Genomic DNA, 13798 nt, shown 5'->3' on the forward strand with positions numbered 1-13798 from the left:
AGCGGACTCTTAATCCGTTGGTCGAGTGTTCGAATCACTCAGGGCCCACCACCAACACCCAGAACAAGGCACTTGGCGCGACAGCGCTCAGTGCCTTTTCTTGTTGTATTCCATCAGCACAGACATATTGCTGCTGCCAGCCTTTGCCACCCACTCCCGGCCAAAGCGCTCCCCCATCAAATCCAGCATGCGGCGCAGGTCCGCCGATGGCGCGGTGACGGACATCTTGTTGTCGACAAGAACCTTCTTGCCCAGCTCATCGGCCTGCTGGGCCAGCGCCCAGCCTTCTTTCTCGGCCAGCGCGGCGGCGCGGCTGATGGCCTGGCGTTCCGGCTCGGCAAAGCCCTTCCAGGCAAGTTCGCTGACGCACAACATGTTCTTGGGAATCCAGGCCTTGATGTCCAGAAACACCTTCATGGTCTTCCAAGCCTGGCTGTCGACGCCGGTGGCACTGGATGAAACCATGGCGTCAATACCTCCCTGCTCCAGCACCATGCCAAGATCACCGGCCGCGAGCACCACCGGCTGCGCTCCCCAGAGTTCCGCCAGCCGCTTGGTCGCATCGCTTTGCACACGCAGCCTGAGCCCCCTGAGATCCACGATGCTGTTGACCGGGCGCCGGCAGAACAGGCCCTGCGCCGGCCAAGGCACGGCAAACAGCAGGCGCACACCCTGCTGAGCCAGCAAAAACTCCTGCAGCACGGGGCGGGTCAGTTGCCACAGGTGCGCAGCCTCGTCAAAGCCACGCACGATGAAAGGCAGCGAGTCCATGGCCAGCAGCGGATGGATATCCACATAGGACGACATGAGAACTTCGCCGAACTGGATTTCATTGCGCTTGAGCGCAGGAAGCACCTGCGCCATGGGCTTGAGCGCAGAGTTGGACACCACATCGATCTCCAGCGCCTGCTGGGTATCGGCCCCCACGCGCGCCGCGAAGTTGCGCAGGTTCTGCGTGTGGAAGATGCCATCGCCATAGGCCGCCGAGAGCTGCAGTCGGCGGCCCTTGGACCAGGCAGCGCCGGCGGTCAGTTGCAACGCAGCCGGGGCCAGACCCGATATCAACGTGCGGCGAGAAACAGTCATGAAAGATCCTTGGCGAAAGCGCCCAGAACCATGCCATCCACCCCACGGCGGACCTGTGCATGCTGGCGCAAAAGATAAATTCTATCGATATTTACATCATTTAGATACAAACTATCGATCCATTCCATCGCCCAGGTCATTCGCCAAGCCATCCGTCACACCGGATTCCAGCCAAGCCGCTACAGTGTCACCCTGCCGCAGGCGCAAGGGCGCGCGGCCTTTTTCTGCGCCTGCGGTCTCCCGCAGCGCACAACCGCCTAGCCTGCATGCCACAAAATGTTTCCCCGCTCTGGCAGGGCCCGCGCTGGGCCCTGGCCGTCCTGCTTGCCATCCTGGGCATGCTGGGGCCGTTCTCGATCGATACCTACATCCCCGCCTTCTCCGGCATCGCCCAGGCCCTGAACGCCACGCCGCTGCAGATGCAGCAGACGCTGTCGGCCTATCTGTTCGGCTTTGCCTTCATGAACCTTTTCCACGGCGCCATGGCCGACAGCTTTGGCCGCCGGCCCGTGGTGCTGTGGGGGCTTGCCGTATTCACGCTGGCATCGGCGGGCTGTGCGCTGTCGCAGAACATCACGCAGCTGGTGCTGTTTCGCGCGTTGCAGGGCCTGTCCACGGGTGCCGGCATCGTGGTGTCGCGCGCCGTGGTGCGCGACCTGTTTCCACCCGCCCAGGCCCAGCGCGTGATGGCGCAGATCACCATCTTCTTTGGCATCGCGCCAGCCCTGGCCCCTGTGATGGGCGGCTGGCTGTTCATACACCTGGGCTGGGCGGCAGTGTTCTGGTTCCTGACCCTGGTGGGCGTGCTGCTGTGGGGCATCAACTGGCGATTCCTGCCGGAATCCCTGCCACAGGCGCAACGCCAGCCCTTCCGCTTCAAGCCTCTGATGCACGGCTACAAGGAGCTGTGCAGCGATCCGCGCTTTGTGCTGCTGGCCTTTGCCAGCGGCGTGCCGTTCAACGGCATGTTTCTGTATGTGCTGTCGGCGCCCGCCTTCCTGGGCGACCTGCTGCACCTGCAGCCGCAGCAGTTCTTCTGGTTCTTCGTGATCTCGATCTCGGGAATCATGGGTGGCGCATGGGTGAGCGGCCGTCTGGCCGGGCGCATTCCGCCCAAGCACCAGATCCGCCATGGCTTTCTGATCATGTTCGTCGTGTCCATCATCAACCTGGTCGCCAACCTGATCTGGCCCGCCCACGTGAGCTGGGCGCTGATTCCCGTGGGGGTGTTCGCCTTCGGCTGGGCCATGATGGTGCCCGTGGTCACGCTGCTGGTGCTGGACATCCACCCGGAGCGGCGCGGCCTGGCCTCATCGCTGCAGGCCGTGGTCGGCTCCACGGCCAACGGCATCGTGGCCGGCATGATTGCACCGCTGGTGATGCATTCGACCGTACTGCTGGCCCTGGGCTCGATCAGCATGATGCTGATCGGGCTGGCGTCCTGGATCTACCTGCACCACCGCTGGCCCGAAATCGGGCGGCACGCCTCGGAGGCGTGACAGGCACTGCGGCGCAAGACCGCTAAGCGCGGCCCGCGCGGCGGTCCAGCATTCTTTCCTTGTAGTAGCGCGCCTTTTCGGCATACATGGCCTGGTCGGCGCGCGAGACGGTGGCCTCGACCTGGCTGCCCGAATCGCAGCAGGCCACGCCCATGGACAGGCTGACCGCCTGGCCCGGATAGAACTGGTTGTTGAGCTCCAGCAGCGAGAGGATGCGCTCCTTGACCGCCTCGGCGCCGCGCTCGTCCGAAGCCGGCAAAAGCACCATGAATTCGTCGCCGCCTATGCGCGCCGCGCAGGCAGGCGCATCCACGGCCTTGGTCAGCACTTCGCCCACGCGGCGCAGCATGTCGTCGCCTGCGGCATGGCCATGCTCGTCATTGGCCTCCTTGAGGCCATTCATGTCGATGGCAATCACCGCCAGCGGCCAGGGCCCCTTGCGTGCCAGGCGATTGAGTTCCTCGATATAGAAGGCGCGATTGCGCAACTGGGTCAGCACATCGTGCTTGCCCAGGTATTCGAGGTAGGCCTCGGCCTTCTTGCGCGCCGTGATGTCCACCAGCGACAGCAGCACCAGCCCCCAGTCATCGGCATGGCCATCGAGCACGGCCAGCTGCATGTGGATGTGCAGAGCGTCGCCTGACAGGGCGTAGTTCACCACTTCGCGGTGCTGCACGAGCTTGCCACTCCAAAGGTCCTGCAACTGATCGGCAAAGGAGTCGATCATCTCGTCACGGAAGATGCGGCCCAGCCGGCTCAGCAGTTGCAGCTTGTCGGTGGCGCCGAACATGCGCAGCGTCTGGCGGTTCACGTCCACGACGCGAATCTCCTGCATGCAGCGCGAGACGAATTCCGGGTGCACCTTGAGGAAGGTGGCGAAGTCGCTGATGCCCTGGGCGCGCACATCGTCGAGCAGGCGCTTGATGGCGCTGAAATCCTCGACCCACAGCGACACGGGCGAGTACTCGAACAGGTCGCGCGAGTACTGTTCGCTGCGGTGCAGCTGGCGCGCGCTGCGCATCTCGGCCGTCACGTCTTCCAGCGACACCAGCACGCAGTCCCAAAGCGCTTCATGACCGGGCAGGATGCGGCCACGGATCTGCACATCGAGCCGCCGCCCGTCCAGCGTGTAGTTGGCGGTGCGGTTGGCAAAGCTCAGAGAGCCCTGCCACAGATCCTCCAGCTCGCAGGCCAGGCCCGCGTGCATGTCATCGCGGAACACCTGGCCCAGGCTGGCAAGAAAGGTCTGCTGATCACTGGCGCCGAACAGGTCCAGCGTGCGCTGGTTGACGCGCACCACCTTGAGCGCCGCGCTGCACTGCTGCAGCGCCTGAGGGTGGGCCAGAAAATACGCCTGCAGATCGGTCACGCCTTGTGCACGCCACTGGTCGAGCAGCCGCTTGAGCGCGCTGTAGTCCTCCAGCCATAGCGAGACGGGGGCCAGTTCGAACATGTGTTCAAAATCCACACTGGACGCGATCAAAGACTCCACAGGGCACCTCCGCGCCGCGATTATGGCAGTCACAGAGCCCGCCAGACAGCAGGTTCTGCACCATCAAGGACAGGCCGCACCACGCGAGGACGCAGATGGCCGAAAAAAAACCGGCCCCGAAGGGCCGGTCTGCATGCAATGCCGAGATCGATCAGCGCACAACGCGCTTGCGATCACCGCCCTGGGGCGAGTAAGGCTTGGGAGCACTCTTGCCGAAGGCAGGACGGCGCTCGCCGCCGCCGAAGCCGCCACGGGATTCGCCACCGCCAAAGCCGCGCGACTCGCCGGATGCACCACGGAAGCCGCCTTCGCGGGGAGCGCCGTCACGGCGATCGCCGCCACGCGGAGCACCACGGTCGCCGCTGAAGCCACGGCCTTCACCGCCACGGCCAAAGCCGCCTTCGCGCGGGGCCTGGCTGTAGCCGCCTTCACGCGGAGCCTGGCTATAGCCGCCTTCACGCTGACCTTGGCCCTGGCCGAAGCCGCCTTCGCGCTGGCCACCGCCGAAGCCACCGAAGCCAGCCTTGCGGCCATAGCCTTCGGAATCACGGCGTGCGCCGAAGCCACGATCGCCACCGCGATCACCGAAGCTGCGCTCGCGATCGCCGCCAAAGCCACGATCACCACCGAAACCGCCACGGCCACCGCCGCCGGCACCGCGGCGATCGCCGCCACGGCTTTCAAAACCACCGCCGCCACGACGGCCGCCACGGCCTTCGTTGCTGCTGGGTGCGCGCTGTGCAGGCTCCAGGCCAGGAATCACTTCGGCCTTGAATTGCTGGCGGCTGTAGGCCTCGATATCGAAAATGCGACGACGGTCACGGAATTCCGCGAACGTGACGGCCACACCTTCGCGACCGGCACGGCCCGTGCGGCCGATACGGTGGGTGTAGTCCTCGGCCTTCATGGGCAGGCCGTAGTTGAAGACGTGGGTGATGGTGGGCACGTCGATGCCGCGTGCGGCCACATCGGTAGCCACCAGCACCTGCACCTGACCGCTGCGCAGCGCCATCAGGCGGCGGTTGCGCAGGCCCTGGCTCAGGGCGCCGTGCAGTGCCACGGCGGAGAAGCCGTCTTGCTGCAGGTCATTGGCCAGGCCGTCGCACTCGACCTGGGTCGATGCGAAAACGATTGCCTGGTTGATCGTGGTGTCGCGCAGCCAGTGGTCCAGCAGCTTGCGCTTGTGCTGGGAGTTGTCGGCCCAGAACAGCACTTGCTTGATGCTGGCGTGCTTTTCCTGGGGCGTGTCGATGGTGACCTTCTTCACGCCGGAGCCGCCGTCATGCATCACGCGCATGGCCAGTTGCTGGATGCGGGGCGCGAAGGTGGCGCTGAACATCATGGTCTGCTTGCGCTGTGCCGTCAGGTCGTTGACTTCGGCCAGATCGTCCGAGAAGCCCAGGTCCAGCATGCGGTCGGCTTCGTCCACCACCAGGAACTGAACCTGGTCGAGCTTGATCTGCATCGAGCGCTGCAGGTCCAGCAGACGGCCGGGAGTGGCCACCACGAGGTTGGCGTTCTGCAGCTTGGCGATCTGCAGCTGGTAGGGCATGCCGCCCACCACGTTGGCGATGCGGATGCCGCGGCAGTGCTTGACCAGCTCGATGGCGTCATGCGCCACCTGCTGTGCCAGCTCGCGCGTGGGGCACAGGATCAGGGCGCCGGGAACGGCTGCCTTGAAGTTGCGGGGATTCGTGGGGTCCTTGCGCTTGTTGCGCTTGGGCGTGGGCTGGCCGCTGGCCGTTGCTTCGGCGCACTGGCGGTCATATTCGGCGCGGATGGCGGCTTCTTCGTCAGCCTTTTGCTGGATCAGCGTGTGCAGCACGGGCAGCAGGAAGGCAGCGGTCTTGCCCGAGCCGGTCTGGCTGGACACCATCAGGTCGATGAAGGCCTGGTCATCACTGCCCATGGCCAGGGGAATGGCTTGCGCCTGCACGGCCGTGGGCTGGGTGTAGCCCAGATCGGCAACGGCACGGACCAGTTCTTCAGCCAGGCCCAGCTCGATGAAGGCATTGGGCAGTTCGGGGGCTGCTTCAACAGCCTCGGCGCCTTCGGCGATTTCCACGACTTCGGCGGCGGCCAGGGATTCGGCGGCCTGCTCGGCGCTGGCAACGGCGGCGTTCAGCACGGAAGATGCTTCAGCGGCGGAAGCAAAAGAGGAATCGGCAGCGGCAATGATGCCCTGCTCTTGAGAGATATCGTTCATGAATGGCTCTAACGAAAAGCACGCGCAGTCAGCGATCTGGCACGCTTTTCTCGACGGTTGGGTCAACATCCACCGTCAGACTTAACCGGCCCTTCGCAAAAGGGCGGATGGGCATTTTCGGCTGGTCCGAAACCGGTGGTCCCGCCATCCATGAAAGCCTTCATGGTGGTCTATGGACACCGACCACAGACACACAGCGCAGGGGCCCTTGTGTGATGGAGATGTGCAAATTGCCCCTTGTTGATGGGGGCAAGCTGTAGATTGTCGCACTCCCCGGGTTTTCCCGCAAGCCCCTGTCATAAAAAATGGCCGGGGCCGCCAGATTCAGACGTTCAGCAGGCGCGCGCGATAGTGCGCCAGCTCATCGATGGACTCGTGCACATCGGCCAATGCGGTGTGGCGCTGGGCCTTCTTGAAGGAGGCGTAGGCGTCGGGCTTCCAGCGCCTGGCCAATTCCTTGAGGGTGCTGACATCGACATTGCGGTAGTGGAAGAAGTTGTTGAGCTTGGGCATGTAGCGTTCCATGAAGCGCCTGTCCTGCCCGATGCTGTTGCCGCACAGCGGGGCCTTGGCCTTGGGAACGTACTGCGAGAGGAACTTGATCAGCGCAGCCTCCGCATCGGCCTCGCTGGTGGTCGATGCCTTGACGCGATCGATCAGGCCGCTCCTGCCATGCGTGCCCTTGTTCCAGGCATCCATGCCATCGAGCAGCGCATCTGCCTGATGGATGGCAAATACCGGCCCTTCGATGCGAATGGCCAGGTCCGGACTGGTGACGACCACGGCGATCTCGATGATGCGATCGGTATCGGGCTGCAGCCCGGTCATCTCGCAGTCGAGCCAGACGAGGTTGAGATCGGATTTGGCCAGGGTGATGGACGTGCCGGGTTCGGCGGGGACGGGAATGCAAGCGCTGGCGGCTTCGGAGGCTTCGGACATGGCCCAAATTGTCGCCTACACTGCGGCCACATGGCCTTCAACCCCGATTTTTCCTCGACGCTGTCCCTGCTGTTTGCCGCAGCCGTGCTCGCCCAGTGGCTGCTGCGCGCCTGGCTGGCCTCGCGCCAGGTCCGCCATGTGGCCCGCCATCGGGCCGAGGTGCCTGAGGCCTTTGCGCAACGCATCAGCCTCGCGGCCCATCAAAAGGCCGCCGACTACACGCTGGCCAAGGCCCGCATCGCACTGATCGAGATGACGCTGGGCGCCGTGGTGCTGCTCGCATGGACGCTGCTGGGCGGGCTCGACGCGCTCAACCAGTGGCTGCTGGAACTGATGGGCGCCGGCCTGTGGCAGCAACTGGCACTGCTGGCCGGCTTTGCCCTGATCTCCGGGCTGGTGGAGCTGCCGCTGTCGCTCTACCAGACCTTTGTGCTGGAGCAGCGCTTTGGATTCAACCAGATGACGCTGCGGCTGTGGCTGACCGATGCCATCAAGTCCACCGCCATGGGCGCGGCCATCGGCCTTCCCCTGGCGGCCCTGATCCTGTGGCTCATGGGCTCGGCCGGCGACCTGTGGTGGCTGTGGGCCTGGGCCGTGTGGACGGCGTTCAACCTGCTGCTGATGTGGATCTTTCCGACCTTCATCGCACCGCTGTTCAACAAGTTCGAACCGCTGGCCGAAGGCACGCTCAAGGAGCGCGTGAGCGCGCTGATGCAGCGCTGCGGCTTCACGGCCAAAGGCCTGTTCGTGATGGATGGCAGCCGCCGCTCGGCCCATGCCAATGCCTATTTCACGGGCTTCGGCCATTCCAAGCGCGTGGTGTTCTTCGACACCTTGCTCAAGCAGCTCGACGCCGACGAGGTGGAGGCCGTGCTCGCGCACGAGCTGGGCCACTTCAAGCACCGCCACATCCTCAAGCGCATGCTGCTGATGTTCGCCGCCAGCCTGGCCGGCTTCGCCCTGCTGGGCTGGCTGTCGCAGCAGCTGTGGTTCTACCTGGGCCTGGGCGTGCGCCCGGGTCTGGACCTTGCGCTGGGCCATGGCGGGATAGGCGCCGGCAACGAGGCCGTGGCACTGCTGCTGTTCCTGCTGGCCGTGCCGGTATTCAGCTTCTTTGTCACCCCGCTGTTCTCGGCCCTGTCGCGCCGCGACGAGTTCGAAGCCGATGCCTATGCCATGCAACAGGCCAGCGGCGCCCATCTGGCCTCGGCACTGCTCAAGCTGTACGAGGACAATGCTTCAACGCTCACGCCCGATCCCTGGTACGTGGGCTTTTACTACTCGCATCCGCCCGCCCTCGCCCGGCTGGCGCGCATGCCTTCTCCGACCTGACCCTTTCACATCCACCATGAGCACACAACGCTTGCAACAACAGGACTGGTCCACCCAGCAGCGCCGCGCGCTGACGCCGGACGAATTGCGCACCGCACTGGCGGCCCTGCCGGGGTGGCAGCTCGATGGCGATGCCATCGCCAAGAGCTACGCCTTTGCCAATTACTACGAGACCATGGCCTTCGTGAACGCGCTGGCCCTGATCGCCCACCAGCAGGACCACCACCCCGACCTGACCGTGAGCTACGGCCGTTGCGGTGTGCGCCTGAACACGCATGACGTGAACGGCATCTCGTCCACCGACATCGAGTGCGCACGGCGCATCGATGCGCTGCTGGAGCGTCCATGAATCCCACCCCGGCATCCCATGGCTGAGCGCTCCGCATTGCGAGAAGGCCTGGTCGTCTCCAGCCATGGCCGCCACTGCGTGGTCGAGACCGAAGAAGGCGCACGCCACATCTGCCATCCGCGCGGCAAGAAGAGCCAGACCGTGGTCGGCGACCGCGTGCGCTGGCAATTGCCACCCGCCGGCCAGGGCGAGGAAGGCACCATAGAGAAGGTGCTGGAACGGCGCAACCTGTTCTACCGCCAGGACGAGATACGCACCAAATCCTTTGCGGCCAACATCGACCAGGTGCTGATCCTGATCGCGGCCGAGCCGGTGTTCTCCGAAAGCCAGCTGGCCCGTGCCCTCATCACCGCCGAAGCCACCCACATCAAGCCCCTGATCGCCCTGAACAAGCGTGACCTGGCCGAGCCCTTCGCCGATGCCTGGGAGCGCCTGAAGCCCTATCGCGAGATGTACCTGGGCCAGGAAACGCCGCACTACGAGGTGCTGTCGCTTTCGCTGGCCAACGAAGGCGAGGCCGACCGGCAGTTGCTGATGCAACACCTCAAGGGCAAGGCCACCTTGGTCCTGGGCCCGTCCGGCTCGGGCAAAAGCACCTTGATCAACCTGCTGGTGCCCGGCGCACGCGCGGCCACCAACGAGATCTCGCAGGCGCTGAACTCCGGCAAGCACACGACCACCACGACCAGCTGGTACTGGATGGACGAAGAGCGCACCACGGCGCTGATCGACTCACCGGGCTTCCAGGAATTCGGCCTGCGCCACATAGAGCCCACGGACCTGCCCCGCTGCATGCCCGACATAGGCGCCCATGCGCAGGAATGCAAGTTCTACAACTGCACCCACCTGCACGAGCCGGGATGCGCCGTCATGCCGCGCGTGGAAGACGAGGAAACCGGAATGGATGCCGACCACGACATCAGCGCCAACCGCTACTACATCTACGCCGAGCTGTTCGATGAATTGAGCCAGGCGCAGAAGTACTGACCTCCTCAAAACAACGACCCGGCTGCATCAGGAAGGGCGGGCTGCTGCCTGGCAAGACAGGCAGGGCTCGCCTTCTGCGGCGCAGCGATCAGCCCAGCAAACGCGCCAGCGACAGCAGGGCCAGCAGCAGCAGCCAGACCACGACCGAACGCCAGACCAGGCCGACCACGCTGCGCAGATGGCCGATCTCCGGCTCGCGGCCCGGCGTGGCTTCGCTGTCCACATCGAGATCGATCTCCTCGCCGTCGTCGCGGGTCACCGAGATGCCTTCGCGGCGCTTGAGTGCCTCGCCGCCCAGGCGCACGTTGATGGCACCCGAGGTGGCGGCCAGGATCACGCCATCGTTGTCGTTGGGAAAGCGCTGGGCATGGAAGCGCCAGCCTTCGATGGCTTCCTCGAAGCTGCCGACCACGGCAAAGGACAGCGCCGTCAACCGTGCAGGCAACCAGTCGATCACGGTCCAGGCCAGCCGGGAGGTGTGCTGCAACTGGGGGCTGACCTGGGTGCCGCCCACCAGGCCCTTGCGCGACCAGGAGCGCGACAGGTGCTCGGTCATTCGGTAGAACACGGCGCCGAGCGGGCCCAGCCCCAGCGCTGCCAGCGCAGAGAACCAGAACAGAACGCCAAACACATGGCGATGCGCGGCCAGCACCGAGTACTCGATCACATGGCGCACAACCTCGCTGCGCGGCACCTCGCTGGCATCGACCTGCTGCCAGTGAGCCAGCGCCTCGCGCGCGGCATACTCATCGCCTGCATCCAGCGCATCGCGGATGCGTGTGAAGTGGTGGCTGAACTGGCGAAAGCCCAGCGTCACATAGAGCACGGCCACATTCCAGACCATGGCCAGCGGCCAGCCCACGCCCCACAGCAGCAGCAGGTAGATGCCCGTCACCAGCACGCAGGGCAATGCCACCGCCACGGTCCAGGCCAGCCAGCCATGGTGCGCCTGGCCGGCATCGAAGTTGCGGCGCACCGAAACCGTCCAGGCTCTGTAGCCTGTGTGCACGAGATTGGCCGGCGTCAACGGGCGCGCCTGCTCGATCAGCAAGGCGATCAGAATGGCAAAGAAACTCATCCGGCCATCATACTGGCGCATGCAGACAGGTCAGTGACCCCGGGGTGGCACGGCCCGCGATCCGGGCATCAGGCCGACAGGAATCGGTAAAGATTTCGCAGCATGCCGGCCGTGGCGCCCCAGATGTAGCGCTGGCGATCACCATCCTGGTAGGGCATTGCAAACCATTCGCGCGGCACGCCGTTCCAGACCATGGAGTGGCGCTCATGGTTGGCAGGATCGAGCAGGAAGGCCAGCGGCACCTCGAACACATCCGCCACTTCGTAGGGATTGGGATTGAGGTGCGCCCGGGGGTCGACCAGGGCCACCACCGGCGTGATCAGGAAGGCCGTGCCCGTGATGTAGATGGGCAGCGTGCCCAGCACTTGCACATCGCTGGCGGCCAGTCCGACTTCCTCATGCGCCTCGCGCAGGGCCGTGGCCTGGGCAGAGGCATCCTCCGGATCGCGCTTGCCGCCCGGAAATGCCACCTGCCCCGAATGCGTGGACAGGTGGGCCGTGCGCTCGGTCAGCAGCACCGTGGGCTCGGGGCGCATCACGATGGGCACGAGCACGGCGGCATCGGTGGGCTGGCGATAGCTGAAGCGTTTCTCGCGCACCACCTCGGGAGCCCACTGGGGCGGCAGCGCAAAGCGCTGGCGCAGGGCCTCGGGCGTGCGGGCCTCGGGGGGCACGGCAGGCAGGTGGCTGTCCTTGCCAATCAGTTGCGCCATGCGCGGGTCGGCGATCGACGGCACGGCTGCGGGCACTGGCCCGCCGGTCGGCACGGGAATGGCGGTATCGGGCAGAGAGGACACGAATGAAGGCTTGTGATGGGCAACGGCCGGACAACAAAAAAGCCGCTACAGGCGACTGTAGCGGCTTTCCAGCTGTGACGCAGGTGCTTAGGCTTCGGCAGAAACCTTGACACGCGACGGCAGCTTTTCCTTGATGCGGGCCGACTTGCCGCTGCGCTCGCGCAGGTAGTACAGCTTGGCACGACGCACATCACCGCGACGCTTGACTTCGATGCCGGCGATCAGGGGCGAGTAGGTCTGGAACGTACGCTCCACGCCTTCACCGCTGGAGATCTTGCGCACGGTGAAGCCGCTGTTCAGGCCACGGTTGCGCTTGGCGATCACCACGCCTTCGTAAGCCTGCACGCGCTTGCGGCTGCCTTCGACCACGTTCACGCTCACGATGACGGTGTCACCGGGGGCGAACTGGGGGATGGTCTTGTTCAGACGGGCGATTTCCTCTTGCTCGAGGATCTGGATCAGATTCATGGTCAACATCCAATCGATCTTGTCCGCGCCAGGATTGGCAAGCACCGGGATTGGCGCCATGGCTGCTTTGTTCGTAGCAGCGGCCGGATAGAGGATCGAAGAATCGCGGATTATAGCCCGGAGACGTTTTTTGCCAAAAACCCCTCGTCCTTGGCGTTGAGCAGGCCCTGGGCGCGCGCCTGCTCTATCAGCTCGGGCCGGTGCCTGGCCGTGATGGACAGGCGCTGGTCACGGCGCCAGCGCTCGATCTGCGCGTGGTGGCCGGACAACAGTGGCGCCGGCACTTCCCGCCCTTCCCAGACTTCGGGGCGGGTGTAGTGCGGGCAATCGAGCAGGCCGTCGAGCGCCGGATTGAAACTGTCCTGCTGGAAACTGCCTTCGTCATTGAGCACGCCGGGCTGCAGCCGTGCGACGGCATCCAGCAGGGCCATGGCAGCGATCTCGCCGCCAGACAGCACGAAGTCGCCCAGGCTCAACTGGTGCGTGACATGGGTATCGATGAAGCGCTGGTCCAGGCCCTCGTAGCGGCCGCACAGCAAGATTGCGCCCTGCCCCTGCGCCCAGTCGGCCACCACGGCATGGCGCAGCGTGGTGCCGATCGGCGAGAACAGCACCACGGGAGCCGGCTCGGGCTCGCCGGCATCGCGGCGTGCCTGCCGGGCCGCCTCCAGGCAGCGCTGCAGCGGCTCGGCCATCATCACCATGCCCGGACCGCCGCCAAAGGGGCGATCGTCCACGCGCCGGTAGTTGCCCTGGGCATGGTCGCGCGGATTCCACAGGTGCACGCCGACCTGGCCCGAGGCATAGGCACGGCGCGTGACGCCGCTTTCAAGAAACGGCGTGAACAGCTCAGGGAACAGCGTGATGATGTCGAAGCGCATGGAGATCGGCGATCAATAGTCGGGCTGCCAGTCGGCAACGATGGTCTTGCCCGGCAGATCCACCTTGTCCACATAGGCATCGACAAAGGGAATCATGCGCTCGCGCTCCTTGCCATCCTCTTCATAGGCCAGCACCAGTACGGTCTGCGGGCCGGTGGACAGCAGGTCGCGGACGACGCCCAGGGCCACGCCCTCGCGGTTGACCACGGACAGGCCCAGCAGATCGACCCAGTAATACTCGCCATCTTCGGGCTGCGGGAAATCGCTGCGCGCCACGAAGATGCGCGCGCCACGCAGGGCCTCGGCGGTATTGCGGTCGTTCACGACAGGCGATGTGGCGACGACGGAATCGGAGTGGACGCGCGCCTGCTTGACCGGCAGCAGCACCGTACCGGTGAACTGCCGCGCACCCTTCTCGGGGGGCTGCAGATACCACTGCTTTGCGGTGAACAGGGCCTCGGGGTCGGCACTGAAGGCGGCCACCTTGAACCAGCCCTTGATGCCCCAGGCATCGGCGATGCGCCCGACCTCCACGGCATCGGCGGGCAGGACGCTGGCTTCGAGTTCAGGCATGTGGCTCATGGCAGTCGGTAGGCAGTAGATGGACAGTCAATGCAGATCGTTGCAGATCCCTGCAAGGCGATCCAGAGGGGAAAACAAAAAAGGGCTCCGTCAGACAAGCCA

The 13798-nt window shown here is 65.0% G+C and carries 14 protein-coding genes; 4 read left to right on the forward strand and 10 right to left on the reverse strand.

Translation table 11 applies throughout. From position 1 onward, the window contains the following. Positions 1-87 precede the first annotated feature (87 nt). Entirely contained in the window at positions 88-1086 is a 999-nt protein-coding gene (locus IAE24_RS11065) for a TRAP transporter substrate-binding protein (RefSeq protein WP_199960299.1), read from the reverse strand. Beyond that, complete coding sequence (locus tag IAE24_RS30570) at positions 1083-1214, reverse strand: hypothetical protein (protein WP_267908915.1); 132 nt, start codon at positions 1212-1214, stop codon at positions 1083-1085. Before IAE24_RS30570 ends, IAE24_RS11065 begins: the two co-directional genes overlap by 4 nt. A 138-nt stretch (positions 1215-1352) precedes the next feature. Between IAE24_RS30570 and IAE24_RS11070 the strand changes: the two genes are divergently transcribed. Further along, complete coding sequence (locus tag IAE24_RS11070; RefSeq protein WP_012207132.1) at positions 1353-2585, forward strand: multidrug effflux MFS transporter; 1233 nt, start codon at positions 1353-1355, stop codon at positions 2583-2585. Between the two features lie 22 nt (positions 2586-2607). Here the strand turns inward: IAE24_RS11070 and IAE24_RS11075 are convergent, their stop codons facing one another. From IAE24_RS11075 to orn, 3 genes are all read right to left on the reverse strand, one after another. Beyond that, a complete protein-coding gene (locus IAE24_RS11075) occupies positions 2608-4077 on the reverse strand; it encodes a diguanylate cyclase domain-containing protein (protein ID WP_442778729.1) in 1470 nt (489 codons plus the stop codon). A 151-nt stretch (positions 4078-4228) separates the two neighbouring features. Further along, positions 4229-6283, reverse strand: coding sequence for a DEAD/DEAH box helicase (locus IAE24_RS11080; protein ID WP_065345610.1), 2055 nt, complete (start codon positions 6281-6283; stop codon positions 4229-4231). Positions 6284-6607: 324 nt separating this feature from the next. Then, positions 6608-7222: an oligoribonuclease gene (gene orn / locus IAE24_RS11085; protein ID WP_043825074.1), complete on the reverse strand. Its 615-nt coding sequence runs from the start codon at positions 7220-7222 to the stop codon at positions 6608-6610. Positions 7223-7252: 30 nt separating this feature from the next. On the opposite strand from orn, the gene IAE24_RS11090 reads away from it, so the two are divergent. The 3 genes from IAE24_RS11090 to rsgA are packed head-to-tail and all read left to right on the forward strand — an operon-like array spanning position 7253 to position 9890. Beyond that, on the forward strand, positions 7253-8554 hold the full coding sequence (locus tag IAE24_RS11090; RefSeq protein WP_043782752.1) for a M48 family metallopeptidase: 1302 nt from the start codon (positions 7253-7255) through the stop codon (positions 8552-8554). Between the two features lie 16 nt (positions 8555-8570). Continuing rightward, positions 8571-8903, forward strand: a complete 333-nt coding sequence (locus IAE24_RS11095; protein WP_034396758.1) for a 4a-hydroxytetrahydrobiopterin dehydratase — start codon at positions 8571-8573, stop codon at positions 8901-8903. Positions 8904-8921: 18 nt separating this feature from the next. Then, on the forward strand, positions 8922-9890 hold the full coding sequence (gene rsgA, locus IAE24_RS11100) for a ribosome small subunit-dependent GTPase A (protein WP_013800931.1): 969 nt from the start codon (positions 8922-8924) through the stop codon (positions 9888-9890). An 88-nt stretch (positions 9891-9978) separates the two neighbouring features. Here rsgA and IAE24_RS11105 read toward each other — a convergent pair whose 3' ends face one another. The 5 genes from IAE24_RS11105 to rimM all read right to left on the reverse strand — a co-directional run bounded on the left by IAE24_RS11105 (position 9979) and on the right by rimM (position 13696). Continuing rightward, a complete protein-coding gene (locus IAE24_RS11105; protein ID WP_034398910.1) occupies positions 9979-10968 on the reverse strand; it encodes a CobD/CbiB family protein in 990 nt (329 codons plus the stop codon). A gap of 68 nt (positions 10969-11036) precedes the next feature. Further along, entirely contained in the window at positions 11037-11765 is a 729-nt protein-coding gene (locus IAE24_RS11110; RefSeq protein ID WP_199960301.1) for a CoA pyrophosphatase, read from the reverse strand. Positions 11766-11852: 87 nt separating this feature from the next. After that, positions 11853-12233 carry a 50S ribosomal protein L19 gene (gene rplS / locus IAE24_RS11115; protein ID WP_013800930.1) on the reverse strand — a complete coding sequence of 127 codons (381 nt, stop codon included), beginning with the start codon at positions 12231-12233 and terminating at the stop codon, positions 11853-11855. Between the two features lie 110 nt (positions 12234-12343). Further along, positions 12344-13114, reverse strand: coding sequence for a tRNA (guanosine(37)-N1)-methyltransferase TrmD (gene trmD, locus IAE24_RS11120; protein WP_071956676.1), 771 nt, complete (start codon positions 13112-13114; stop codon positions 12344-12346). 12 nt (positions 13115-13126) lie between these two features. After that, complete coding sequence (rimM, locus tag IAE24_RS11125; RefSeq protein WP_013800928.1) at positions 13127-13696, reverse strand: ribosome maturation factor RimM; 570 nt, start codon at positions 13694-13696, stop codon at positions 13127-13129. Between the last annotated feature and the right edge of the window lie 102 nt (positions 13697-13798).

Source organism: Delftia sp. S65, from assembly GCF_016516495.1.
Lineage (GTDB): Bacteria > Pseudomonadota > Gammaproteobacteria > Burkholderiales > Burkholderiaceae_C > Comamonas > Comamonas acidovorans.